Source organism: Kitasatospora sp. NBC_00315 (assembly GCF_041435095.1).
GTDB lineage: Bacteria > Actinomycetota > Actinomycetes > Streptomycetales > Streptomycetaceae > Kitasatospora.
This window is the reverse complement of record NZ_CP108025.1, coordinates 3659308-3682941: the sequence shown is the minus strand read 5'-3', so window position 1 is coordinate 3682941 and position 23634 is coordinate 3659308. Positions and strand designations below refer to the sequence as shown.

Genomic DNA, 23634 nt, shown 5'->3' with positions numbered 1-23634 from the left:
GACGGGCCGTGACGGAACGTTAGTCTGCTCCCGGCAGGGCGCCGACCGCGGATCTCCGCGCGGCGCGGACCGGAGCCCGCGGGCGCCCGGCCCGCCGGGCGGCCGCAGACCTTCACCAGAGCACATCCACCCCGGCGACTCCGGCACGGCCCGGAGTCCCCCACACCCACACCGAGGACTGTTCGAGATGCCCACCGGCCAGGTCAAGTGGTTCAACGAGACGAAGGGCTACGGCTTCCTGTCGCGCGACGACGGCGGTGAGGTCTTCGTCCACACCAAGGCGCTGCCCGACGGTGTCAGCGTGCTCAAGCCGGGCCAGCGGGTGGAGTTCGGCGTGGTCGCCGGTCACCGGGGCGACTCGGCGATGTCCGTGACGCTGCTGGACGCGCTGCCCTCGGTGGCCGCCGCCCAGCGCAAGAGCGCCGACGACATGGCCCCGATCGTCCAGGACCTCATCACCACGCTGGACGCGGTGCTCCCCGGCCTCCAGCACGGCCGCTACCCGGCGAAGCCGACCGGACAGAAGCTGGCCTCACTGCTGCGCGCGGTGGCCGACCAGTTCGACGTCTGACCCGGGCCCCGGCGCCTCAGATCTCCAGCGCACCCGGGCCGAGCGGGGGCACCAGCCCCTCGGCGGCGGCCCGGGTGAGCAGGCCGCGGACGGCCGCGTAGCCGGCCTCGCCGAGGTCGGCGGTGAACTCGTTGACGTACAGCCCGATGTGCTGGTCCGCGACGGCCGGGTCCATCTCCTGCGAGTGAGCGAGCACGTACGGACGGCTGGCCGCCGGATCCTCCCAGGCCTGCCGGACGGAGGCCCGGATCGTCTCGCTGATCTCGTGCAGCCGCTCCGCACCGAGCGAGCGGCGGGCGACGATCGCGCCCAGCGGGATCGGCAGACCGGTCTCCAGCTCCCACGCCTCGCCCATGTCGGCGAGCTTCTCCAGGCCGTACTCCCGGTAGGTGAAGCGGGCCTCGTGGATCACCAGACCGGCGTCGACCCGGCCGTCCCGGACGGCGGGCATGATCTCGTGGAACGGCAGCACGACGATCTCGCCCAGACCGCCGGGCACCGCCTTCGCGGCCCAGAGCCGGAACAGCAGGTACGCGGTGGAGCGCTCGGAGGGCACCGCGACGCGGCGGCCGCCCAGATCCCCCGAGTCACCCGGACGGGTCAGCACCAGCGGGCCGCACCCCCGGCCGAGGGCGCCGCCGCAGGGCAGCAGCGCGTACTCCTCCAGCACCCAGGGCAGCGCGCCGTAGCTGATCTTCAGGACGTCGAGCTCCCCGCGCTCGGCCATCGAGTTGGTGACGTCGATGTCCGCGAAGGTGACCTCGGGCGCGTCCGCGCCGGGCACCAGGCCGTGCGCCCAGGCGTGGAAGACGAAGGTGTCGTTGGGGCACGGCGAGTAGGCGACGTGCAGGGGCTCAGCCACGGGGGCTCTCCTTGGGCATGACGGTCGTGAGCAGCCGCGGGTACGGCAGCGCGGCGAAAACCCGCTCCAGGGCGGCCAGCGCCTCGCCGATCCGCCAGGCCGAGCGGTCGCGCGGACCCACCGGGTTGGACACCGCGCGGATCTCCAGCGTCGGAAGGCCGTGCCGGGCGGCGGCCTCGGCCACCCCGAACCCCTCCATCGCCTCGGCCACCGCCCGCGGGTGCCGGGCCGCCAGCGCGGTGGCGCGGGCGGCGCTGCCGGTGACGGTGGAGACGGTGAGCACGGCGCCGGTGGCGCACGGCAGCGCGGCGTCGGCCAGGGCGTCGGCGAGCAGCCGGACGGCAGCCGGGGGCGGGGTGTGCCTGACGGTGCCGAAGCCCAGCTCGGTGACGTCGGCGAAGCCCTCGGGGGTGTCGGCGCCCAGGTCGGCGGCGACGATCGCGTCGGCGAGCACCACCGAGCCGACCGGCGCGTGCGGGGCGAACCCGCCGCCGATCCCGGCCGAGACGACCAGCCGGTAGCGGTGCAGCGCGAGGGCGGTGGCGGTGGCGGCGGCGGCCGCGGCGGGCCCGACCCCCGCGGCCAGCACATCGGCCGCCCGGCCGCGGTGCAGCGTCCCGCCGGGCAGCGCCAGCCGCTCGGCCGGGCCGACACCGCGCAGCACCGCCTCGGCCTCGGCCGGCACGGCGACGACGACGAGCAGCCTGGCCTCCGGGAGGCCCGGCTGCTCGTCGCCGGTCACGCGTACGGTCACTGGCGCGGCCGTCAGGCGTCCTTGGTCGTCAGCTGGTAGTACCAGACGGAGTAGATGGCCTGGCTGGTCGGGTCGGCCTCGACCACGGTGACCAGGGTCTTGCCGGTGGACAGCAGCGCGGTGGACGCGGGGACCATGCCCGAGAAGGTCGCACCCTTGTTGGCCGCCGCCAGGCTGAACTGGCCCTGGCTGCCGCCGTTGGTGAAGGCGAACCAGCCCTTGTCGGCGACCTTCGGCGTCACGCCGACGCCGATCCGGTCACTGACGACCACGTCGGAGCCCGGGATCCGGCCGTCGGCCAGCGCCTGCTTGGCGTCGGCCTGGCACTTCGCCTGCTCCTCGTCGGTGAGGGCGGTGCCGGTGCCGCCGCAGAACGGGGCGCTGATCTCGTGCGAGGAACGGCCGACCGTCACGGTGGCGCGACGGTCGCTCGGCTGGTCCTTGCCGGAGGCGTACGCGATGGAACCGCCGACCGTGCCGGCGCCGATCACGACGACGGCGCCGACGGCGGCGATGACACGGGTGCTGAGGCTCATGGCACAGAGGCTACCGGGCTTTGCCGATCACGCTACGCCGGGGTCGGTCGCCGCGTGTTGGCCTCGACGCACCGCCCGCCGCCTCACGCCACCTTGGCCGTCGCCGGCCGCCCGCGCAGTCCGATCCTGAACAGCGCCCGCAGCGTCCAGAGCAGCAGCAGGCCCATCACACCCGCCGCGACCGAGAGCCCCAGCGCGCCCTCCAGGGGAAGGGTGATGCCCAGGGCGCCGCCCGCCACCCAGCAGAGCTGGAGCAGGGTCTCCGAACGGGCGAACGCGGAGGTCCGAACGGCCTCCGGGACGTCCCGCTGGATCAGCGCGTCCAGCGCCAGCTTGCCCAGCGAGGCGGCCAGCCCCGAGCAGGCCGCGACCACCACCACGGTGACCACCCCGTACCAGAGCGCGGCCGCCGCGGTGGCGGCCGCGGCCAGCATCAGCATCGCGGTGACCGTCGCCTCCGAACCGCGGGTGCGCAGCAGCGAGCCGAACACCGAGCCGAGCGCGTTGCCGGTGCCCGCCGCCACCGCCACCAGCCCCAGCGCGACGGTCGGATCCAGACCGCCGATCGGGTCCTCGCGGAGCAGGAAGGCCAGGAACATCACCAGGAATCCCACCAGCCCGCGCAGGCCGGCCACCCCGCGCAGGGCGAGGATCACCGACGGGCCGACGGTGCGCAGGGTCGCCTTGGGGGGCTGCGCCTTCTGCGGCTGCTGCTGGTGGTGGTGCAGGAGGTGCTCGTGCTGGTCGTCCGCGTGCAGCACGGCCCGCTGCTCGCCCTTGGCCGAGTCCACCTTGTGCGGCAGGTGGAAGGCCATCAGGGTGCCGATCACGAACACCAGGAAGGCGCCGCGCAGCGGCCAGCCGGGGCCGATCAGGTGCAGCCCCGCGCCGATCGGCGCGGCGACGAAGGTGGCCAGCAGCCCGGCGAGGGTCACCCGGGAGTTCGCCTTCACCAGGGAGAGCCGGCTCGGCAGCAGCCGGGGCACCACGACGCTGCGCACCACCCCGTAGGCCTTGGAGGCGACCAGCACGCCGAGCGCCTCCGGGTAGAGCGCGATACCGCCGCCGACCACCGTGCCGGCCATCGTCCAGGCCAGGACGGCGCGGGCCAGCATCGAGGTCGCCATCGCGGCCCGGCGGCCGTGCGGCAGGCGGTCCAGCAGCGGGCCGATCACCGGGGCCAGCAGGGCGAACGGCGCCATCGTGATCAGCAGGTAGAGCGCGACCCGGCCACGGGCCTCGCCGGTCGGCACCGAGAAGAAGATGGTCGACGCCAGCGCGATGGTGATCAGCATGTCGCCGAACGAGTTCAGCGCGTGCAGTTCGATCAGTTTGGCGAGCCCGGACTCGCCGGCGCCCTCGGCCGAGGTCGCCTTGCGGATCCGCCGTCCGGTGCCGTGCACCACGCGACCGGTCCGCAGGCCGGCCGCGGAGGCGCCGCGGATCAGAAAGTTGCGCGAGCCGGGGAGTTCACCCTCCTCCTCCGCCCAGGCGTCGGACCCGGGCCCGGCCCCGGCGTCCTCCTCCGCCCCGGTGGCGCCGCCGGGCGCGGGCGTCGGGGAGCCGTCCACCGGCTGCGGCTCGTCGCCGTCCGCAGGGAGGACCGAGGGATGCTGTCGCGGCACGGCGCCCGGCTCGTCGGGGCTGCCGGCCTGCGGGGCGTGCAGTGCGTGCTGCGACGGGTTCTCTTCCGCCACACAGCCCATCCTGCCCGAGAATCCCGGTCGGAACCCAGGATTGGGCGCGGCTCGGCGCGGCCCGCGCGCCCGTGGACCGTCTCGGCTCGGGCCCCGGACTGTCCCAGGAGGCTGACCGACGGGTAGCCTGCCCTGTGCGTCACCGTCCGGCCTCACACACGGACGACGGGGGCCGCCGTGGGGGGAACCGGGCGGGGTGAGCGGCGCGGTCGGTAACCAGAGGGGCCTGCGGTCGCGCAGAATGGACGAGAGACCGAGCCGCGACGAAAACAGGCAAGATGCCGTAGGCAACAGAAGAACTGGGAGAGAATCGACGCCGTGAGTGCTGCGATGCGAAGCCGTACCCCCGATCGGCTCTGTGCCGAGGCCGTCGAGCTCGCCCGGCAGGCAGCGGCCGAGGCGGTCGGACCCGAGGCAGTGGGAGCGCACATCGGCGCCCAGGCGGACGCCGAGCGGGTCGTCACCCACACGTTCGAGTGCCTGGACGCCGCCTACCGCGGCTGGCACTGGGCCGTCACCGTCGCCCGCGCCCCGCGCGCCAAGAACGTGACCCTGGACGAGGTCGTCCTGCTGCCCGGCGCCGACGCCGTCCTGGCCCCGCAGTGGGTGCCGTGGAGCGAGCGGCTGCGCCCCGGCGACATGGGCCCCGGCGACCTGCTGCCCACCGACGCCGACGACCTGCGCCTGGAGCCGGGCTGGACCGGCGAGGACGAGCCCGCCCCGAACTCCGTCGCCGCGCTGGAGGCCGAGGAGGACCTGGAGATCACCGACCCGGCGATCCAGCCCGCGCCCGCCCGGGCCCGGATCGGCGCGATCGCCGAGGAGCTGGGCCTGGGCCGCCCCCGGGTGCTCTCCCGACTGGGGCTGCACCTGGCCGCCGACCGCTGGGAGCAGGCGCACGGCCCGCAGACCCCGATGGCCCAGGCCGCCCCCGCCTGCTGCAACAGCTGCGGGTTCCTGATCCCGATCGGCGGCTCGCTGGGCCAGGCGTTCGGCGTCTGCGGCAACGAGTTCGGCCCGGCCGACGGCCAGATCGTCTCCTTCGCGTACGGCTGCGGCGGCCACTCCGAGGCCGCCGTCATCCCGGCGCCGCCGGCCCCCTCCGAGCTGATCCTCGACGAACTGGTCATCGAGCCGCTCCAGCTCCACCCGGACCGCTCCAGCGGCTCGGTCGAGCCCGACGCCCCCGCCGAGGAACTCGGCCACGCCTGACGCACCGCCCGCCGCACCGCCGGGGTGACACCCCGTCGGTGCCCCGGCCCGCCGAGAGCCCCGCCGCGCGTACGCCGGCCGGGGCTCTCGGCGTCCGTGCACGGCGCCGTCCGGCGCCCCGCTGGTCGGCGGCGGCCGCCGCGCAGGGAAGAATGCCCCCGTAGGCGGTACAGGGCGGCGGAAGGCGGCAGGTCCAGTGGAGGCTCGCATCATCGGCAGCGGTACGGACGAGCACGCCGCGGACCCGTTCGGCACCACGGCGCTGCGCCGGCGCGTGCTCGACGCGTGGTCCGCCTCCCCGGCGCGGTTCCGGGAGGACGCCAACGCCGAGGAGGAACTGGCCCTCGGCGGCTACCGGGACCGCCTCGTCGTGGAACTGGCGCAGAACGCCGCCGACGCCGCCGCCCGGGCCGGCTCCGGGCCCGGCCGGCTCCGGCTGACCCTGCAGGGCGGCGTCCTCGCCGCCGCCAACACCGGCGCACCGCCGGACGCGGCCGCCGTGGAGTCGCTCTCCACCCTGCGCGCCTCCTCCAAGCGCGCGGACGACGCCCCGACCGTCGGCCGCTTCGGAGTCGGCTTCGCCGCCGTCCTCGCCGTCACCGACGAACCGGCCGTGCTCGGCGGCGCGGGCGGCGTGCGCTGGTCCCTGGCCGAGGCGCACGCGCTGGCCGGGACGGAGCCCTCGCTGGCCGAGGAGCTGCGCCGCCGCGACGGCCATGTGCCGCTGCTGCGCCTGCCGTTCGCCGCCGAGGGCGAGGCACCGGAGGGCTACGACACGGTCGTCGTCCTCCCCCTGCGCGACGCCGCCGCCGAGGACCTGGCCCGGCGCCTGCTGACCGAGATCGACGACGCGCTGCTGCTCACCCTGCCCGGTCTGGCCGAGATCGTGGTCGAGACCGAGGACGGCCTGCGCACCCTGACCCGCTCGGCCGGCGAGCAGCGGCCCGACGGGATCACCGTGGTCACGCTGACCGACACCGAGGGCGAGCGGAGCGACAGCACCGTCTGGCAGCTGGCCGGCGCCTCCGGCACGCTCGACGCCGCCCTGCTCGCCGACCGCCCCACCGAGGAGCGCGCCCGCCCGTACTGGACGGTCACCTGGGCCGTCCCGGTCGGCGCGGACGGCACCCCGCGGCCGCCGCGCACCACCCCCGTGGTGCACGCCCCGACGCCCAGCGACGAGCCGCTCGGCGTGCCCGCCCTGCTGATCGCCTCCTACCCGCTGGACCCGACCCGCCGGCACGTCGCGCCCGGCCCGCTCACCGACTTCCTGACCGAGCGGGCCGCCGACACCTACGCCGACCTGCTGCGCGCCCGCGGCGGCGACCTCGGCTCGCTCGGCCTCGTCCCCGGCCGGCTCGGTCAGGGTGCGCTCGACAACGCGGTGCGCGACGCCGTGCTGAGCCGGCTGCCCGGCATCCCGTTCCTGCCGCACCCGGCCCCGGTCGAGGAGGGCACCCCGGCCCTGCGGCCCCGGGACGCGACGCTGCTGGAGGGCGCGGACACCTCGGTGGTCGAGGCGCTCGCCCCGATCTTCCCCGGGCTGCTCCCGGCCGGGCTGGAGCGCCGCAGCGAGCTGCGGGTGCTGAACGTGCGCCGGGTCCCGCTCGCCGAGGTGGTCGACCAGCTCGGCGGCCTGGACCGTGAGCCGGCCTGGTGGCGCAACCTGTACGGGGCGCTGGCGGGCGCCGACCCGGAGGCGCTCGGCGCGCTGCCCGTCCCGCTGGCCGACGGCCGCACCGTCACCGGCCCGCGCCGGGTCCTGCTGCCCTCGGCCGACGCCGACTGGGCCGCCTACCCCGGCTATCCGGACTCGCTGGCCGGCGCGCTCGCCCTGCTCGGCCTGCGCCTGGCCCACCCCGAGGCGGCGCACCCGCTGCTGGCCAAGCTGGGCGCCGCCACCGCGACCCCCGCCGGGGTGCTGGACACCCCCGAGGTGCGGGCGGCCGTCGCGCGCTCCTACGACCTCGCCGAGGACGACCTGGACGCCGCCGTCGACCTCGCCGACTCCGTTCTCGCGCTGGTCAAGGCCGCCGAGCCGGCCCCCGGCGAGCATCCCTGGCTGGCCCGGCTGGCTCTGCTGGACGACGAGGGCGAGGCCACCCGGGCGGGCGAGCTGATCCTGCCCGACAGCCCGCTGGCCGTGCTGGCCCGCGAGGAGGACTCCGGCTACCCGGACGAGGACCTGCTGGAGCGCTGGGGCCCCGAGGTGCTGGCCGCCGTCGGCGTGCTCAGCACCTTCGTACTCGTCCGGGCCGAGGACGTCCCGCTCGACCCGGACGACCTGGAGCGGCTCGACCCGACCACCGCACCCGCCCGCGCGGCCGGCGGTGCGCCGAGCGGTCTGATCGACGAGGCGCCGGACGGCCTGGCCGAGTGGTGCGAGGACGCGCTCGAAGCCCTGCACGCCGACGACGACGGCGAGTTGGGCGTCCCCCCGGTGGCCGCCGAACTGCTCGCCGTACGCGACCTCGATCTGGTCCACGACGACGCCTGGCCGCAGGCACTGGCCGTGCTGGCCCGCCCGCCGTACCGGGAGGCGGTGGTCAACCCCGTCCGCACCCTGCTGCCCGAGGGCGGGTACGTCGATCTGCCGCCCTACACCGCCTGGTGGCTGCGCGACCACCCGGTGCTGGACGGCCGCGAGCCGGCCGGCCTGCGCGCGGCCGGCGCGGACCCGCTGCTGCGCGGGCTCTACGACGAGGCCAGGACCACCCTGGACGAGCAGTTCCTGCACGCGCTCGGCGTACGCACCACGCTGGCCGCACTGCTCGCCGAGCCGCACGGGCCGGACGAGCTGCTGGACCGCCTCACCGATCCGGCCTCGATCGTCGGCCACCGCCAACTGCACGGCATCCACAGTGCGCTGGCTCTCGTCCCCGTCGAGCGGGTGGAGCCGCTGGACACCGTCCGGGCGCTGCCCCCGCTGGACGCCGGGACCGGCCGCCGGGCGGCGCACACCGTGCTGGTGGACGCCACCGAGGCGGTCGTCGCCGACGCGCCCGACCTGGTCCAGCTGTTGCACTCCTACCCGCTGCTGCCGGTCGCCCCGGCGCTGGCCGGCGCGCTCGCCGAGCGGCTGCACGTCTCGCTGGCCAGTGAGGTGGCGGGCGGCCGGGTGCTGTCCGAGGGCGCCCTGCACCGGGTCCCGGCCGTGGTGCGGGAGCTGCTGCCCGGCTGCCCGGTCGCCTACGAGGAGCACGACGAGCTGCTGGTGGTCGGCCCGGACGGCGAGGAGGCCGCGGTCGACTGGCGCTGGGACACCGGCGCCGAGACCCCCGAGGCCCCGTACGCCCCCGAGACGGCGGAGGAGGCCGACGAGGACGACGAGTTCGACGTGCCGCCCGTCCCCGGTCTGCTGCACGCCGCCACCCCGGAGGGGCTGGCCGCCGGGCTCGCCTGGTCGGTCGGCCAGTGGCACCGGCGCTTCGAGGTGCTGGCCGCGCTCGCCGAGCCGGACCGCGCCTACGAGCTCTCCGCCGCCCGGGACTTCGAGGGCTGACCGCCGCGCGCGGAGGAGGGCGGTACGTCGGGGGCGTCCAGTGTGCGCCTGACGTACCGCCACACCACCTCCAGCACCAGGCCGGACACCAGCGCGATGCCGACGCCGATCCACGGATCCCGGGTGCCGGCCAGGGACAGCTGGAAGAAGTCCGACAGCCACGGCACCAGCAGGACCAGGGCGAACGCTCCGCACATCGCCGCGATCAGCAGCAGCCGCCACCAGTTGTACGGCCGGGCGACGATCGCCAGCACCCAGATCGCGACCAGGAACAGCGTCAGGGTGGCGACACTGGTGTCGGCCTCCAGCGTCGTGGTGTGGTTGGCCCGCGCCAGCGCGTACGCGGTGAAGGTGGCCGTACCGGCGATCACCCCGGCGGGGACGGCCAGCCGCAGCACCCGCCGCACGAAGCCCGTCCGGGCCCGCTCGTTGTTGGGGGCCAGGGCCAGGAAGAAGGCCGGCACGCCGATGGTCAGGGTGGAGAGCACGGTGGAGTGCCGGGGCAGGAACGGGTACGGCGAGTGCGTGCAGATCACCAGGATCGCCAGCAGTACCGAGTAGACCGTCTTCACCAGGAAGAGGGTCGCCACCCGCTCGATGTTGCCGATCACCCGGCGGCCCTCGGCGACCACCGACGGCAGGGTGGCGAAGCTGTCGTCGAGCAGCACGATCTGGGCGACCGCCCGGGTCGCCTCGCTGCCGGAGCCCATCGCCACGCCGATGTCGGCGTCCTTGAGCGCGAGCACGTCGTTGACGCCGTCCCCGGTCATCGCCACGGTGTGCCCGCGCGACTGCAGGGCGCCGACCAGCTCGCGCTTCTGCTGCGGGGTGACCCGGCCGAAGACGGAGGTCCGGTCGGCGGTGTCGGCGAGCTCCTCGGGGCCGGTGGGGAGCGTCCGCGCGTCCAGCGGGTGCTCGGCGCCGGGCAGGCCCAGATGGGCGGCGACCGCCCCGACCGAGACCGCGCTGTCACCGGAGATCACCTTCGCGCGGACCTGCTGGCTCTCGAAGTAGCGCAGCGTGTCGGCGGCGTCCTCGCGCAGCCGCTGCTGGAGCACCACCAGCGCGAGCGGCCGCAGCCCGGCCGCCGGGTCGGGCGCGTCCAGCGGGGTCGGGGTGCGGCCGAGCAGCAGCACCCGCAGGCCCCTGGCGCCCAGCTCGTCCACCTCGGCGAGGGCCGGGTGCCCCGCGGGGAGCAGGACGTCGGGTGCGCCGAGCAGCCAGCCGGCCTCGGCGCCCTGCGGTTCCAGCAACTGCGCACCGCTCCACTTGCGGGCGGAGGAGAACGGCATCGCCTCGATCACCCGCCACTCGCCGTCCGGGGCGGCGGGTCTCCCGTAGGCGTCGATGATGGCCTGCATGCTGGGGTTGGGCCGAGCGTCGGCGCCGGCCAGCACGCCGAGGACCGTGCGCAGCCGCTCCTCCCCGGCCGGCCCGCCGGGGGCGTCCGGACCCGAGCCGTCCGGGTCGGCCGGGCCTGGGCCGTCCGGGTCGGCCGGGCCTGGGCCGTCCGGGTCGGCCAGCGGGCGCAGCTCGACCACGTCCATGCCGCCCTCGGTGAGGGTGCCGGTCTTGTCCAGGCAGACGGTGTCCACCCGGGCCAGTCCCTCGATCGCGGGCAGCTCCTGCACCAGGCACTGCTTGCGGCCCAGGCGCACCACGCCGATCGCGAAGGCGACCGAGGTCAGCAGGACCAGCCCCTCGGGCACCATCGGGACGATGCCCGCGACCATCCGCCGCACGGCCTCCCGCCAGTCGCTGCCCTCGACCGCCAGCTGGCTGATGATCAGGCCGATCGCGGTGGGGACCAGCAGCCAGGTGATGAACTTCAGGATGCTGTCGATGCCGCTGCGCAGCTCCGAGCTGACCAGGGTGAAGCGGCTGGCCTCCTCGGCCAGCTGGGCGGCGTATGCCTCGCGGCCCACCTTGGTGGCGGTGAACGCGCCCGCGCCGGCCACCACGAAGCTGCCGGACATCACCTGGTCGCCGGGCTGTTTGAGGACGGGGTCGGGCTCGCCGGTGAGCAGCGACTCGTCGATCTCCAGGCCGTCCGCCTCGGTGACCTCGCCGTCGACGATCACCTTGTCGCCGATCCCGAGCAGCACGGTGTCGTCCAGCACGATCGCGGCGACGGCGACCTGTTCGACCCTGCCGTCCCGGCGGACCTGCGGTCGGCTCTCGCCGATCAGGGCCAGGCCGTCCAGGGTCTGCTTGGCGCGCATCTCCTGGATGACGCCGATCGCCGTGTTGGCGACGATCACCAGGCCGAACAGGCCGTCCTGGATCGGCCCGACCACCAGGATGATGCCGAACATGACGCCGATGATCGCGTTGAACCGGGTGAAGACGTTCGCCCGGACGATCTCCCGGACCGAGCGGCTGGAGCGTACCGGTACGTCGTTGACCTCACCGCGCCCGACGCGTTCGGCGACCTCGGCCGAAGTGAGGCCGCCGCGCCTGCCGGGGAGAAGGCCCAGCGGGTGGGCCCCCGGTGCGGACGCCGCGCCGTCACTGCTCCCGGAGTCGGCCGGCTCGTGCGCGGGGTGCGTCATGCGACCGACTCTACGGGCGCGTTATGTCCGATGCGTGCCGGTAAAGTCTGATTCAGTCCGACCGGGTGGCGGAGGCCCCGTCGGCCCCGTCGCCGGGGGAGGTGCCGCCGTCCGCGCCGTCCTCGGCGCCGGCTCCGCCGCCCGCCGCGGACGCCGCGCGATCCCGGGCGATGGCGTCGCGCCGGGCCCGGCAGTACCAGAGGCCGATCAGCCCCAGGCCGGCGCCGGCGAGGCAGATCCACTGCCAGTCGCCGCGGCCGTGGCGGGCCATGGCGCCGTGGAAGGGGAGCAGGGCCAGGAAGGCGACGAACCACAGCACCGTCCCGCCGCCGACGATGGCGACGTCGTTGGCCTCCAGGGGTGGGGGCGAGGGGCGCAGCGGGGTCTTCGGCATGGGGCCTAGGGTACGGCCGGGACAGGGGTGGTGTGCAGTGCCCACACGGCGAATGATGATCGAATACGGGTGCGACTCGACCGTTCTACGCGCGAAGATAGCGCGTGCACGACCAAGGAACTCATACTTGAGGTTCCGGTTGGCCCCGGCGCGTCGCCTTGACCTTCCCGGCCCGGCCGGAACGCCCGGCCGTCGTCGCTCGGGTGGACAACCCTCTCCTCCGCCCCCACCCGAGGATGCACGCATGTCAGTGGCCCAGCCGACCACCGAGTCGCCCGAGCCTTCCCCGATGACGCCGAAGACCCCCAACGGCGCCCTCGACCGCTTCTTCAAGATCTCCGAGCGCGGCTCCAGCCTGCCCCGCGAGATCCGCGGCGGTGTCGCCACCTTCTTCACGATGGCGTACATCCTCGTCCTGAACCCGATCATCCTCTCCAGTGCCGTCGACATGAACGGCGCGCACCTGGACGGCAAGCAGCTGGTCACCGCCACCGCGCTGACGGCCGCGCTCACCACCCTCCTGATGGGTGTGATCGGCAACGTCCCGATCGCCCTGGCCGCCGGCCTCGGCGTCAACACCATCGTCGCCCTGCAGCTCGCCCCCCGGATGACCTGGCCGGACGCGATGGGGATGGTCGTGCTGGCCGGCTTCGCGATCATGCTGCTGGTGGCCACCGGCCTGCGCGAACGCGTCATGAACGCCGTACCGCTCGGCCTGCGCAAGGCCATCGCCATCGGCATCGGCCTCTTCATCGCCCTGGTCGGCCTGGTCGACTCCGGCTTCGTCAGCCGCATCCCGGACGCCGCGCACACCACCGTTCCGCTCCAGCTCGGCAGCAACGGGCACCTCAACGGCTGGCCCGTCCTGGTCTTCATCCTCGGCCTGCTGCTGACCCTGGTCCTGCTGGTGCGCAAGGTGCCCGGCGCGATCCTGATCAGCATCGTCGTGATGACCGGCGTCGCCCTGGTGATCGACAAGGTCGCGGACATCCCCGCGATGAACTGGGGCCTGACCGTCCCGGCGTGGCCCGGCAACCCGGTCGCCGCCCCGGACTTCGGCCTGCTCGGCAAGGTCAGCCTGTTCGGCGGCTTCGACAAGGTCGGCATCCTGACCGGCATCCTGTTCGTCTTCACCGTGCTGATGAGCTGCTTCTTCGACGCGATGGGCACCATCCTGGGCGTCGCCGACGAGGCCCACCTGCTGGACGAGAACGGCGACCTGCCGGGCATCAACAAGATCCTGATGGTCGACGGCATCGCCACCGCCGCCGGCGGCGCCACCTCGTCCTCCGCCAACACCTGCTTCGTCGAGTCCACCGCCGGCGTCGGCGAGGGCGCCCGCACCGGCTTCGCCTCGATCGTCACCGGCCTGCTGTTCGTGGTGGCGCTGTTCCTCACGCCGCTGGCCACCATGGTCCCGGCCCAGGCCGCCACGCCGGCCCTGGTCACCGTCGGTTTCCTGATCCTCGCGAACTCCATCCGCGAGATCGACTGGAGCGACTACACCATCGCCATCCCGGCGTTCCTCACCATGGTGATGATGCCGTTCACGTACTCCATCACCAACGGCCTGGGCATCGGGTTCATCACCTTCTGCGTCCTGCGGGTCGCGGTCGGCCGCGGCCGGTCGGTGCCGGTGGCGATGTACGTCGTCGCCGCCGTCTTCGCCTTCTACTACCTGATGCCGGCGCTCGGGCTGCTCTGACACCCCGCACGCGTCCCGCCCGGCCCGGTGCCGCCGGCGGGTGCCGGACGACCTCCCAGGCCGTCCCGCACCCGCCGGCGGCACTTCGGCGTTCCGGGCGGATCGGCCGGCCCACCACGTGCCGGCCGCTCTAAGCTGCGCGCATGACGAACCATGCCCTCATCGTGGTCACCACCACCCATGACACCGAGGTCCGGGCCCAAGCGCTGGCCTCCGCCGTGGTGCGCGAGCGGCTGGCCGCCTGCGCCCAGCTCTACCCGGTCGGCTCGGTCTACCGGTGGGACGGCGAGCTCAGAACGGAGTCCGAGTGGCGGATCGACTTCAAGACCCGGGCCGAGCTCGGTGACCGGTTGGCCGAGTTCATCGCGGAACACCACACCTACGACACCCCGGAGATCGTCGGGGTGCCCGTGGTCACGGGCAGCGCCGCCTACCTGGACTGGGTGAACGCCGCGACGGCGCACTGAGCCCGCCCGGCCGCTCGTGCTCCCCGGGCGCGCGTGCCGTTGCGTGCCGTGCGTGCCGTGCCGTGGCCGGGGCTGCGGCCGGGGGCGCGGACGTGGTGTGATGGCGCCGTGAGCCGCGCCGTGGAGGAGAGCAACCGCCGGATGCTGCGGGCCCGGGACGCCATGGACCGCGACTACGCGCAGCCACTGGACGTCCCGGCCCTGGCCCGGATCGCCCATGTGTCGCAGGCGCACTTCGCGCGGACCTTCCGGGCCACCTTCGGCGAGACGCCGCACCGCTACCTGCAGCGCCGCCGCGTCGAGCGGGCGATGTTCCTGCTGCGGGAGAGCGGCCGCAGTGTGACGGACGTCTGCTTCGAGGTCGGGTTCGCCAGCCCGGGGACCTTCAGCCGTACGTTCCGCGAGATCGTCGGCCGCACGCCGAGGGCCTACCGCAGGGAGGCGGTCGCCGCGGGCGTGCCGACCTGTTTCACGATGGCCTGGATGCGGCCCAGCGCCTGACCGTTCCCGCACGGTTCGCGGCGTCCGAAGTCGAGCAGTTCTGGACAAGTTTTCGCCGGGCCGGCCCACTAGCGTGGTGCACATGTTCAACGCCATCACACACTCGCAGCTGTACGTCCTCGACCAGGACGAGGCCCTCGACTTCTACGTCGGCAAGCTCGGTCTGGAGGTCGCCGCCGACGTCGACCTGGGTTTCATGCGCTGGCTGGCCGTCAGCGTCCCCGGCCACCCGGAGCGCCAGGTCCTGCTGGAGAAGCCGGGTGCTCCGGCGATGTCGGAGGAGACGGCGGAGCAGGTCCGTGAACTGGTGACCAAGGGCGCCATGGGCGGCTGGCTCATCCTCACCACGGACGACTGCCACAAGACGTACAAGACGCTGCTCGCGCAGGGCGTCGAGTTCACCGAGGAGCCCACCGAGCGCCCGTACGGGATCGACTGCGGCCTTCGCGACCCCTTCGGCAACCGCCTGCGCTTCACCCAGCCGAAGGGCTGAGGTCGAGGCCACCGCCGGGCCGTCCGCCCGGCGGTGGCCTCCGGGCGGGCCCGGCTCGCACCGCGCCGTCCGCGCCGTCCGCGCCGTCCGTTCGATCAACCGCCCGATCAGCCGTCCGATCAGCCGCCCGCTCAGCCGCCCGCTCAGCCGTCCGCCGGAGTCTTTCCGGTGGGGTCGAGCGGGCGCTTGTAGTAGCGCCAGGGGAACCAGCCCGCGCCGACCGGGATCCAGCCCTCGGCCTCCATCCGGCGGTGCCGGGCACCGGCCGCCAGGGTCACGCGGGCGTGTTCCCACGGGTGTTCGGACGCCTCGACCTCGTGGTAGAACGCGCCGTAGCCGACCAGCTGCCAGCCCGCACGGCCGGCCTCCGCGAGGGCCGCCATCTCGGTGAAAGCGGTGAGCGGGGTCAGGACGCGGCGGTCGGGGCCGTCGGAGGCGGCGGCCTCGGGGCCCCTGGTGGCGAAGCGCTGCTGGGCGGCCTGGCGGCTCACGCCGAGGACGCGGCCCACGGTGTCCCAGCTGTGGCCGGCCGCCCTGGCTCCCTGGACGGCTTCGCGCAGCAGCCGTCCGGCCTCCTCCGCCCCCACCCGGCTGGCGTCCACCAGACGCAGGTAACCGGCCGGGTCGTGCTCCAGGGAATCGGTCAGACCCTCCGGCCCGCCGAGGACGGCTCCGGCGATCCCCTCGCGGATCCGGGCGCTCTCCTGCGGAGTGAGCAGGGCGTCGTCGGTCATCGCGGGCCGCCCGGCCGGTGCGTGCGCCGCAGCGGTTCGCGGGTGGCCGGCAGGGCGGGCAGGCCGCGGCCGAGCGGGAGAAGGGACGCGAGGGCGGCGGCCGCAGGGGCGCTCCGGCCGGGCGCCGGTGATGTCGGGGTCGGCATGCTGTCAAGGAAACCTTGACGTCGCGCCGGTGTCAAGGTTTCCTTGACGCCGGACGCCCGGCGTCCCGCCCCCAGGGGATCGGGTGATCGGGGGCGGGGGCCCGGGGGTCAGGGCTTGAGCCGCATCTCCAGGCCGTCGAGGACGACCTCCAGCCCGTAGTCGAACTTGGCGTCGCGGATCGCGGCCGGGTCGAGGATCACGGTCGCGCCCTGTGTGGAGGTCAGGTGCTCGTGGCCGGACGCGGCCTGCTGGGCGGCGGGCATCAGGCGGGCGATGAAGCCGACCTCGCTCTCGCCGGAGCGGGCGACCGTCGTCAGCCAGGCCGCCTCCGTGGTGCTCATGCCGATCACGTAGGACAGCACGGTGTCGATCGCGCGGCTCGGCTCGGGGAAGCCGATGGCCGCGAACAGCCCGGCCAGCCGCTCGGAGTAGGACATCAGGTTCGGGCCCAGGTAGGCGAGGCCGGCCTGCCCGAGCACCGAGGCCAGCCACGGATGGCGCAGGGCCGTCGTACGGAACGACCGGGCGGCCTCGGTCGCGGCGTCGCGCCACTCGGGGCAGGCGGTGGGCGGAGGGGTGATCTCGCCGAACACCTCGTCCACCGCGAGTTCCATCAGCTCGTCCTTGGTCGCGACATGCCGGTAGAGGGAGGTCGCACCCGCGTTCAGCCGGGCCCCGAGCTTGCGCATGCTGAGCGCCTCGATGCCGTCGGCGTCCAGCATCACGACCGCCTCGCGGACGATCGCGGCCCTGCTGAGCGCTGGTTGGTCCGCCTCGCGCTGCTGTCGGGCCCATACGGACGGAATCGGGGTCGTCCTGGCGGCCATGGCGCTCCTTCGTGCGTACAGCGTTCGCTCCAGCGTACAAGAAGAGGTCTTGCGTACACCGTTCCGCGCTGCGTACAGTGTTCGCAACGAAGGAACGGTGTACGCAAGCCGAAAGGAAAGTCCATGGAGACCCGCAACCCACGCCGCTGGTGGATCCTCGTCGTGCTGTGCCTCAGCTCGCTGGTCCTGGTGGTCGACAGCATGGCGCTGACCGTCGCGGTGCCGGCGATGACCGCCGACATCGGCGCGAGCGCCCAGGACACCCAGTGGATCCTGGACTCCTACATCCTGGTCTTCGCGGGGCTCCTGCTCGCCTCCGGCAGTCTCGGCGACCGGTTCGGCCGCCGGAAGATCATGATCATCGGGCTGCTGCTCTTCGGGGCGGCGTCGCTGGCGGCGAGCTTCTGCGCCACTCCCGGCGAGGTCGTCGCGGCCAGGATCGCGATGGGCGTCGGCGGTGCGCTGATCATGCCCTCGACGCTGTCGATCCTGATCACCGTCTTCGACGAGACGGAGCGCGGCAGGGCGATGGCGGCCTGGGGCTCGGTGTCGATGCTCGGGCTGGTCGGCAGCCCGGTGCTCGGCGGTGTGCTGATCGACCACTTCTCCTGGCACTCGATCTTCTTCATCAACGTCCCGGTCGTCGTGCTGGCCGTGCTGGCGGGCCTGATCCTGATGCCGGAGTCGAAGGGACCGTGGCAGAAGCCCGACCCGCTCGGCACCGTGCTCTCCGCGGTCGGCATGACCGCGTTGATCTGGTGGATCATCGAGATCCCGCAGCACGGCGCCTTCGGCGGCCGCTCGGCCGTCACCCTGGTCGTGGCGGGCGCCGCCCTCGCCGGGTTCGTGGTCTGGGAGAACGTCACCCCCGCGCCGATGGCGCCGCTGGCCCTGTTCAGGCACCGCAACTTCAGCGGCGGCTCGCTGTCGCTGACCCTCGTGCAGATCGGCAACGGCGGCCTGCTGCTGGTGCTCACCCAGTACCTGCAGTTCGTGCTCGGCTACTCGCCGGTCAAGGCGGGCCTCGCGTTCGTGCCGCTGGCCGTCGCCGCGCTGGTCGGCAACGGCGCGGGGGCCAAGCTCGCGGCCAGGACCGGCAACCGGCTCCTGGTGCTGACCGGGATGATCGTGATGGCCTCCTCCTTCGTGCTGCTGACCACCGTCTCGCCCGACACCGGCTTCACCGTCCCGGCGGTCGCCCTCGGCCTGCTCGGCCTCGGCGCGGGTCTGGCGATGCCGGCGGCGGTCGGCGCGCTGATGGGCACCATCGCGGCGGAGCAGGCGGGCGCCGGGTCCGCCCTGAACGACACCATCCAGCAGGCGGGCACCGCGCTCGGCATCGCGATCCTCGGCTCGCTCCTGTCGAGCGGCTTCGCCCGGGAGATGCCGGCCGGCACTCCCGAGCAGGCGAAGCGGTCGATCGGCGGTGCGCTGGCCCTCGCACACGGTGACACCGCCCTGGTCCACACCGCGCGGGCGGCCTTCACGGCCTCGATGTCCACCACCTTCACCGTCAGTGCGGTCGGCGTCCTCGCCGCCGCCCTGCTGGCCGCCCTGGTGATGCGCGATGGCGACGCGAAAGCCGTGGCGGCGCCGGCGGAGGAGGCCGGACTCACTGCCTGACCCCCGTACGGAGGGCCGGCGCCCGGCAGGCGCCGGCCCTCCGTCGTCGCCCGCCCGGAGGCGCTCGGGCGGCGCCGCTTCGACGCTGATATCCAACACGTCTTCCGTGTAGCCGAGTTGGTGGTGGGCATACTGCCTGGACGGGACACGGGGGAGGGGGGCTTCGCCGATGGTGCAGGAAGATCCGCCGGGGACGGACGAGGCACGACTGTTGCCGGAGCCGTTTCGGACGGCGGACCGGGCGTCGCTGCAGGGGCAACGGCAGACGCTGCGCTGGTACCGGGGACAGATTCTGATGCTGGTGGTGGCGGCGGTCGTCAGCACCGTGCCGGGGCCCGGCCGTCGAGGGGACGCCGACGTCACGCCGCTGTTCTCGGTGGCCGCGTTCCTGGCCGCGGGGTACTTCTGGTACCGCCTGCGGCAGAGCAATCCGCAGGGGCGCTGGTACGAGGCGCGGGCGGCGGCCGAGTCGGTCAAGACGCTGGCATGGAAGTACACCGTGCGGGCCAGGCCGTTCGGCGGCGGCGCGGAGTCGGCCGAGGTCGACCGGGGCTATCTGCTGCAGGTGGCCGACGTGCTGAAGGCGTTCGAGGATCCGGCGGTGGTGCCGCCGGGCGTCCTGCCCGAGATCACGTCGGAGATGCGCCGGGTGCGGTCCTCGGGGCTGACCGAGCGTCGCACGCTCTACCTGCGTGCCCGGGTGGAGGGCCAGCGGACGTGGTACCGCTCGCGGGCCGAGGCCTGCGAGTCGCAGTCGGTGTCCTGGGGGCTGGCGACCGCGATGCTGATCATCGTCGGCGGCGCGGCGGCGGTGGCCCAGGCGGTCGGCGCGCTGCCGGTGCACGCCTTCGGGGCCTGTTCGGCGGCGGCCGCCTCGGTGATCGCCTGGACCCAGCTGAAGCAGCTGCGGCCGCTGGCCTCGGCGTACCAGCTGGCCGCCCGTGAGCTGGAGAACGTCGGGAACCAGCTCTCCGACCTGGATCTGAGGACCCCGGACGCGGAGGAGCGCTGGGCCTCGCTGGCGGCCGAGGCGGAGGACGCGGTCTCCCGCGAGCACACCACCTGGCGCGCCCGGCGGGCGTTCCCGAGGTGATCCGCCGGTAGCGGTGCCGGGGAGATTCCGCAGTGGGCGCGAGCGTTTGGTCACGCTGGTGTGCAGGGTGCGTGAGGGTCGTCCGGTGGAGCACTCCGGGCGGCCCTTACGTGTGCATGCCCATGGTTGGATCGGTGCGGTCGTACCCGGGCACCAGTCCCGGGCGTGACCCGTGCCGGGGGGCATGGCCGTTCGCGGGCCCCGTCACCGGCCTCCGCCGAGGACGGTCGCCCGTGCGCACCCACCGGCCGAGCCCCTCGCGCGACTGCCGTACGACTTCAGGTACCTGGCCGGAGGGCACCCTTGCGCATTCTTCTGATCGCCAGCGCGTTCAACAGCCTCACCCAGCGCGTCCACACCGAACTGCGGGAGCGAGGCCACACGGTGGCCGTCGAGCTGGCGCTCGGGGACGAGCCGGTACGGGCCGCCGTGAACCGGACGGACCCCGAACTCGTCATCTGTCCGATGCTCACCCGGGCGATACCCGAGGACGTCTGGTCGACCCGGACCGTCCTGATCGTCCATCCCGGCCCCAAGGGCGACCGGGGCCCGTCCTCGCTGGACTGGGCGATCCACGAGGACGCCGAGCGGTGGGGCGTCACCGTCCTGCAGGCCGTGCAGGAGATGGACGCCGGTCCGATCTGGGCGTCCGTGGACTTCACCGTCGAGCGCTGCGGCAAGAGCGAGCTGTACCGGAGCGAGGTCGCCGACGCGGCCGTCGACGCCGTACTGTCGGCCGTCCAGCGCTACGAGGGCCGGCTCTTCACCCCCGAGCCGCTGGACTACGCCGCCCCGGACGTCCGGGGCAGCCTGCGGCCGTACCACACCCAGGAGTTCCGTCGGATCGACTGGGCCGAGGACGACACCGCCACCGTGCTGCGCAAGCTGCGCTCGGCCGACTCCCAGCCCGGCGTCCTGGACGAGCTGTACGGGCGGGAGTACTTCCTGCACGGCGGCCACCCGGAGGACCGGCTGCGCGGCGCCACCCCGGGCGCGGTGATCGCCACCCGGGACGGTGCGATCTGCCGGGCCACCGTGGACGGCGCGGTGTGGATCCCCCAGCTGCGCCCGCGCCGGACCCCCGGCGGACCGGCGACCTTCAAACTGCCCGCCGCCACCGTGCTGCGCGAGCACCTCACCGTCCGCGAGGTGCCCCTGAGCCCCGCCCGGGCCGCCGGATCGCCGACCTGGTCGGAGATCCGCTACCGGGAGTCGGACGGCGTCGGATACCTCGAATTCGCCTTTCCCAGCGGCGCGATGAGCACCGACCAGTGCCGCCGTCTGCTGGCGGCCTACCAGGAGGCGGTCGACCGGCCCACCTCGGTGCTGGTGCTCGGGCCGCCCCGGGACTTCTTCTCCAACGGCATCCACCTCAACGTGATCGAGGCCGCGCCGTTCCCCGCGCTGGAGTCCTGGGACAACATCAACGCGATGGACGACCTCGTCGAGGCGATCCTCACCACCACCGACAAGCTGACGGTCTCCGCCCTGGCGGGCAACGCGGCGGCCGGTGGCCTGATGCTGGCCATCGCCGCCGACGAGGTCTGGTGCCGTGACTCGGCGGTGCTGAACCCGCACTACCGCCTGATGGGCCTGCACGGCTCCGAGTACTGGACCTACACGCTGCCTCGGCGGGTCGGTGCCGAGCAGGCCGAACGGCTCACCTCGGCCGCTCTGCCGGTCGGCACCGCCGAGGCGCAGCGGCTCGGTCTGGTCGACCGCACACAGGGCGGCAGCGCGGCGGAGTTCCGTCGGTGGGTGAGCAGGGAGGCCGCCCGGCTGGCCGGCTCCGCCGAACTCACCGGCCGGCTGGTGGAGAAGAAGCGCCGCCGGGCCGAGGACGAGGAGACCAGGCCGCTGGCGGAGTACCGCGCCGAGGAGCTGCGGCAGATGCACCGCAACTTCTACGGTGCGGGTGAGCCGTACCACGAGCTGCGACGGGCGTTCGTGCACAAGGTCTGCCCGGTACGCACCCCGGAGCACCTGACGGTGCCGGCCGGGCCGTACGCCTAGCGCCGCCGGGACGCCGACGCCGATGGCCGGGACGTGGTGTCCCGGCCATCGGCGTTCCGCGCTGCCCGCCCGGTGGGCTGCGGTCAGCACTGTGTGGTCAGCGGTGCGCGGTGGCGCGCTGACGCGGTACCAGGCGCGGGGCGGGCCCGATCACGATGGGCTGGTCGGCGAGCACCCGGCCGGTGTCGGCGGGGGACGCGCCGGTGCGGGCCGTCCGGGGCAGGCCGCCCGGGCGGACGGACTGCGGCGTGGTCGGCGCCGCGGCGAAGGCCAGCGAGCCGAAGAACACGTAGCAGCCCAGGCCGACCGCGAGCGGGAAGATGAACTGCAGGGCCTGCACCCCGCCGGGAGGGGTGGAGCTCTCGGTGATGTCGACGGAGACCGCCGCCATGCCGGTGTAGTGCATCGCGCAGACCGCGACGCCCATCACCGGGGCCGCCGCCAGCACCGCGAGGGTGCCCTTGATGTTCAGCGCGGCCCACAGCGCGGCCGTCGCCGCCAGAACCGCGATGACCACGGACGCCCCCACCGTCACGTGGTTGTACATGACGTGGCCGGGCAGTTCGACGGCCGCCATGCCCAGGTAGTGCATCGCGGCCACGCCCAGGCCGGTGGCCACCCCGCCGGCGACCAGGGCCCCGACGGCGTTCCGGCTGTAGCCGACGATGAAGATGCCGACGCCGACGACCACGATCGCGACCACCAGGCTGATGATCGTGAGCAGCACGTTGTAGCGGATCTGGACCCCGGAGACGGCGAAGCCGAGCATCGCGATGAAGTGCATGGACCAGATGCCCGCGCCCAGGGAGGTCGAGGCGAACATCAGCCAGTTGGCCTTGGTGCGGCCCGTGGAGAGCAGTGCCCAACGGGTGCCGCGCAGTGCGACGTAGGCCCCCAGACAGGCCGTGAAGTACGAGATTGCCGGTGTCAACCAGCCGTGGACGGCATGGTGGATCTCACCCAAGATGATCTCCCAGGACGGAGTGGGGAGCGGTGCTGCCAGGTCCCGGGCGGGTGGGCCGACGAAGTGGGCGGGCTCGGCGCGTGGCGTCGAGCGTGGCGGTGCGGCGCGGGGTGTGCGCGGGCCGACCGGGGCGGGAGCCTGGCTGTGATGCCCCTGACAACAGCGACACTAGCCACTGCCCGGAGGGCGCACAATGACCCCCGTTCAGAAGAAATGCCTGGTCAGAGGCGTTCTTCACGAGAGGGGCAAGATCTCGGCACCAAGTTCTGACGTGGCCTCCGCAGCGTCCCCGCCCGACGTCGGGGCTGCCGGTCGGGGCGGGGACGCCGCGCGGGTCACCGGTCCAGCGGGGCGAGACCGAAGGGGTGCCCGGCCGGATCGATCAGTACCTTCAGCTGCCGGCCGTGCTGGTAGGCCGGCTCGGCCGCGCCCAGTGCGATCGCCCGCTCGGTGGCTCCCGTCAGGTCGTCGACGTAGAAGTCCAGGTGGAAGTGCTTGCTGCCGTCCGGGTTGCCGGGCGGCGGGGGCGCGTACCCGGCGACCCGGCCGAAGGCCAGCGGGGTGCCGCCCTCGGGGTTGTCCAGGATCGCGAAGTGGTCGTCGACGTGCCGGGGCTCCCAGCCGAGCAGCGCGCCGTAGAAGGCGGCCAGCGCGGTCGGGTCGGCGCAGTCGATGGTGACCATGGCGAGGCGGGCGAAGCCGTCGGCGTTCTGCTCGGACGGGAGGTCGGACATGCGATCGGCCCTTCTCTGCTGGTGCGGGTGGGTCCGGTGGGGTGCGAGTCGGGCTCACTGGCGGCACGCGGGTTGTCCGACCAGCATCTCTTGCGGTGCGCCGTTCGCCGTCGCCAAACGGCCGTGTCGTGCCGCGTTCATCGCCGCCCGGGCCCCCACGGGTGCGGTCGGCGCGGGTGCCCGGCCCGGCGCACCGCTCTCCGGGCCGAGCGGAACCGTCCGTCCTCTTGATGCGTCCTCAGCCTGTATTACC

20 protein-coding genes are annotated in these 23634 nt (G+C 74.0%); 10 read left to right on the top strand and 10 right to left on the bottom strand.

Annotated features, from left to right (window positions below; translation table 11 throughout):
- Window positions 1–187: 187 nt before the first annotated feature.
- Entirely contained in the window at window positions 188–571 is a 384-nt protein-coding gene (locus tag OG823_RS14855) for a cold-shock protein (RefSeq protein WP_371480003.1), read from the top strand.
- A gap of 16 nt (window positions 572–587) precedes the next feature.
- On the opposite strand, the gene OG823_RS14850 is transcribed toward OG823_RS14855, so the two are convergent.
- The 4 genes from OG823_RS14850 to OG823_RS14835 all read right to left on the bottom strand — a co-directional run bounded on the left by OG823_RS14850 (window position 588) and on the right by OG823_RS14835 (window position 4129).
- On the bottom strand, window positions 588–1433 hold the full coding sequence (locus tag OG823_RS14850; protein WP_371480002.1) for a 1,4-dihydroxy-6-naphthoate synthase: 846 nt from the start codon (window positions 1431–1433) through the stop codon (window positions 588–590).
- On the bottom strand, window positions 1426–2187 hold the full coding sequence (locus OG823_RS14845) for a futalosine hydrolase (protein ID WP_371480001.1): 762 nt from the start codon (window positions 2185–2187) through the stop codon (window positions 1426–1428). The genes OG823_RS14850 and OG823_RS14845 overlap by 8 nt, the downstream gene beginning before the upstream one ends.
- 11 nt (window positions 2188–2198) lie before the next feature.
- On the bottom strand, window positions 2199–2723 hold the full coding sequence (locus OG823_RS14840) for a hypothetical protein (RefSeq protein WP_371480000.1): 525 nt from the start codon (window positions 2721–2723) through the stop codon (window positions 2199–2201).
- 83 nt (window positions 2724–2806) lie between these two features.
- Window positions 2807–4129, bottom strand: a complete 1323-nt coding sequence (locus OG823_RS14835; RefSeq protein ID WP_371484488.1) for an MFS transporter — start codon at window positions 4127–4129, stop codon at window positions 2807–2809.
- A 621-nt stretch (window positions 4130–4750) separates the two neighbouring features.
- Between OG823_RS14835 and OG823_RS14830 the strand changes: the two genes are divergently transcribed.
- Together OG823_RS14830 and OG823_RS14825 are read left to right on the top strand one after the other, a co-directional pair.
- Window positions 4751–5632, top strand: a complete 882-nt coding sequence (locus tag OG823_RS14830; RefSeq protein WP_371484486.1) for a DUF3027 domain-containing protein — start codon at window positions 4751–4753, stop codon at window positions 5630–5632.
- A gap of 196 nt (window positions 5633–5828) precedes the next feature.
- Window positions 5829–9134 carry a sacsin N-terminal ATP-binding-like domain-containing protein gene (locus OG823_RS14825; protein WP_371479999.1) on the top strand — a complete coding sequence of 1102 codons (3306 nt, stop codon included), beginning with the start codon at window positions 5829–5831 and terminating at the stop codon, window positions 9132–9134.
- Here the strand turns inward: OG823_RS14825 and OG823_RS14820 are convergent.
- Entirely contained in the window at window positions 9098–11686 is a 2589-nt protein-coding gene (locus OG823_RS14820) for an HAD-IC family P-type ATPase (RefSeq protein ID WP_371479998.1), read from the bottom strand. The genes OG823_RS14825 and OG823_RS14820 overlap by 37 nt on opposite strands.
- 52 nt (window positions 11687–11738) lie before the next feature.
- Entirely contained in the window at window positions 11739–12080 is a 342-nt protein-coding gene (locus tag OG823_RS14815; protein ID WP_371479997.1) for a DUF2530 domain-containing protein, read from the bottom strand.
- Between the two features lie 289 nt (window positions 12081–12369).
- On the opposite strand from OG823_RS14815, the gene OG823_RS14810 reads away from it, so the two are divergent.
- The 4 genes from OG823_RS14810 (at window position 12370) to OG823_RS14795 (ending at window position 15246) form a co-directional block, all read left to right on the top strand.
- Window positions 12370–13785 carry an NCS2 family permease gene (locus OG823_RS14810; protein WP_371484484.1) on the top strand — a complete coding sequence of 472 codons (1416 nt, stop codon included), beginning with the start codon at window positions 12370–12372 and terminating at the stop codon, window positions 13783–13785.
- Window positions 13786–13928: 143 nt separating this feature from the next.
- Window positions 13929–14252 carry a divalent-cation tolerance protein CutA gene (cutA, locus tag OG823_RS14805; RefSeq protein WP_371479996.1) on the top strand — a complete coding sequence of 108 codons (324 nt, stop codon included), beginning with the start codon at window positions 13929–13931 and terminating at the stop codon, window positions 14250–14252.
- Window positions 14253–14360: 108 nt separating this feature from the next.
- On the top strand, window positions 14361–14753 hold the full coding sequence (locus tag OG823_RS14800) for a helix-turn-helix domain-containing protein (RefSeq protein WP_371479995.1): 393 nt from the start codon (window positions 14361–14363) through the stop codon (window positions 14751–14753).
- Window positions 14754–14835: 82 nt separating this feature from the next.
- Entirely contained in the window at window positions 14836–15246 is a 411-nt protein-coding gene (locus tag OG823_RS14795) for a VOC family protein (RefSeq protein ID WP_371479994.1), read from the top strand.
- A gap of 143 nt (window positions 15247–15389) precedes the next feature.
- Here the strand turns inward: OG823_RS14795 and OG823_RS14790 are convergent, their stop codons facing one another.
- The gene (locus OG823_RS14790; RefSeq protein ID WP_371479993.1) at window positions 15390–15980 is read right to left on the bottom strand and encodes a hypothetical protein; all 591 of its coding nucleotides are present in this window, start codon (window positions 15978–15980) and stop codon (window positions 15390–15392) included.
- 254 nt (window positions 15981–16234) lie between these two features.
- Window positions 16235–16954, bottom strand: coding sequence for a TetR/AcrR family transcriptional regulator (locus OG823_RS14785; RefSeq protein ID WP_371479992.1), 720 nt, complete (start codon window positions 16952–16954; stop codon window positions 16235–16237).
- A 123-nt stretch (window positions 16955–17077) separates the two neighbouring features.
- On the opposite strand from OG823_RS14785, the gene OG823_RS14780 reads away from it, so the two are divergent.
- The 3 genes from OG823_RS14780 to OG823_RS14770 all read left to right on the top strand — a co-directional run bounded on the left by OG823_RS14780 (window position 17078) and on the right by OG823_RS14770 (window position 21683).
- Window positions 17078–18577: an MFS transporter gene (locus tag OG823_RS14780; RefSeq protein ID WP_371479990.1), complete on the top strand. Its 1500-nt coding sequence runs from the start codon at window positions 17078–17080 to the stop codon at window positions 18575–18577.
- Window positions 18578–18746: 169 nt separating this feature from the next.
- Entirely contained in the window at window positions 18747–19670 is a 924-nt protein-coding gene (locus tag OG823_RS14775; protein ID WP_371479989.1) for a DUF4231 domain-containing protein, read from the top strand.
- Window positions 19671–19973: 303 nt separating this feature from the next.
- Entirely contained in the window at window positions 19974–21683 is a 1710-nt protein-coding gene (locus OG823_RS14770) for a hydrogenase maturation protein (protein WP_371479988.1), read from the top strand.
- A gap of 97 nt (window positions 21684–21780) precedes the next feature.
- Here OG823_RS14770 and OG823_RS14765 read toward each other — a convergent pair whose 3' ends face one another.
- Together OG823_RS14765 and OG823_RS14760 are read right to left on the bottom strand one after the other, a co-directional pair.
- Window positions 21781–22647, bottom strand: a complete 867-nt coding sequence (locus tag OG823_RS14765; RefSeq protein WP_371479987.1) for an MHYT domain-containing protein — start codon at window positions 22645–22647, stop codon at window positions 21781–21783.
- A 335-nt stretch (window positions 22648–22982) separates the two neighbouring features.
- Entirely contained in the window at window positions 22983–23381 is a 399-nt protein-coding gene (locus OG823_RS14760) for a VOC family protein (protein ID WP_371479986.1), read from the bottom strand.
- Window positions 23382–23634 lie beyond the last annotated feature (253 nt).

What these genes read in the sequence shown, in the direction of transcription:
- OG823_RS14855 (WP_371480003.1), top strand. Translation starts at nt 188, where the DNA reads ATGCCCACCGGCCAGGTCAAGTGGTTCAACGAGACGAAGGGCTACGGC.
- OG823_RS14840 (WP_371480000.1), bottom strand. Translation starts at nt 2,723, where the DNA reads ATGAGCCTCAGCACCCGTGTCATCGCCGCCGTCGGCGCCGTCGTCGTG.
- OG823_RS14830 (WP_371484486.1), top strand. Translation starts at nt 4,751, where the DNA reads ATGCGAAGCCGTACCCCCGATCGGCTCTGTGCCGAGGCCGTCGAGCTC.
- OG823_RS14820 (WP_371479998.1), bottom strand. Translation starts at nt 11,686, where the DNA reads ATGACGCACCCCGCGCACGAGCCGGCCGACTCCGGGAGCAGTGACGGC.
- OG823_RS14815 (WP_371479997.1), bottom strand. Translation starts at nt 12,080, where the DNA reads ATGCCGAAGACCCCGCTGCGCCCCTCGCCCCCACCCCTGGAGGCCAAC.
- OG823_RS14810 (WP_371484484.1), top strand. Translation starts at nt 12,370, where the DNA reads ATGACGCCGAAGACCCCCAACGGCGCCCTCGACCGCTTCTTCAAGATC.
- cutA (WP_371479996.1), top strand. Translation starts at nt 13,929, where the DNA reads ATGACGAACCATGCCCTCATCGTGGTCACCACCACCCATGACACCGAG.
- OG823_RS14795 (WP_371479994.1), top strand. Translation starts at nt 14,836, where the DNA reads ATGTTCAACGCCATCACACACTCGCAGCTGTACGTCCTCGACCAGGAC.
- OG823_RS14790 (WP_371479993.1), bottom strand. Translation starts at nt 15,980, where the DNA reads ATGACCGACGACGCCCTGCTCACTCCGCAGGAGAGCGCCCGGATCCGC.
- OG823_RS14785 (WP_371479992.1), bottom strand. Translation starts at nt 16,954, where the DNA reads ATGGCCGCCAGGACGACCCCGATTCCGTCCGTATGGGCCCGACAGCAG.
- OG823_RS14780 (WP_371479990.1), top strand. Translation starts at nt 17,078, where the DNA reads ATGGAGACCCGCAACCCACGCCGCTGGTGGATCCTCGTCGTGCTGTGC.
- OG823_RS14775 (WP_371479989.1), top strand. Translation starts at nt 18,747, where the DNA reads ATGGTGCAGGAAGATCCGCCGGGGACGGACGAGGCACGACTGTTGCCG.
- OG823_RS14760 (WP_371479986.1), bottom strand. Translation starts at nt 23,381, where the DNA reads ATGTCCGACCTCCCGTCCGAGCAGAACGCCGACGGCTTCGCCCGCCTC.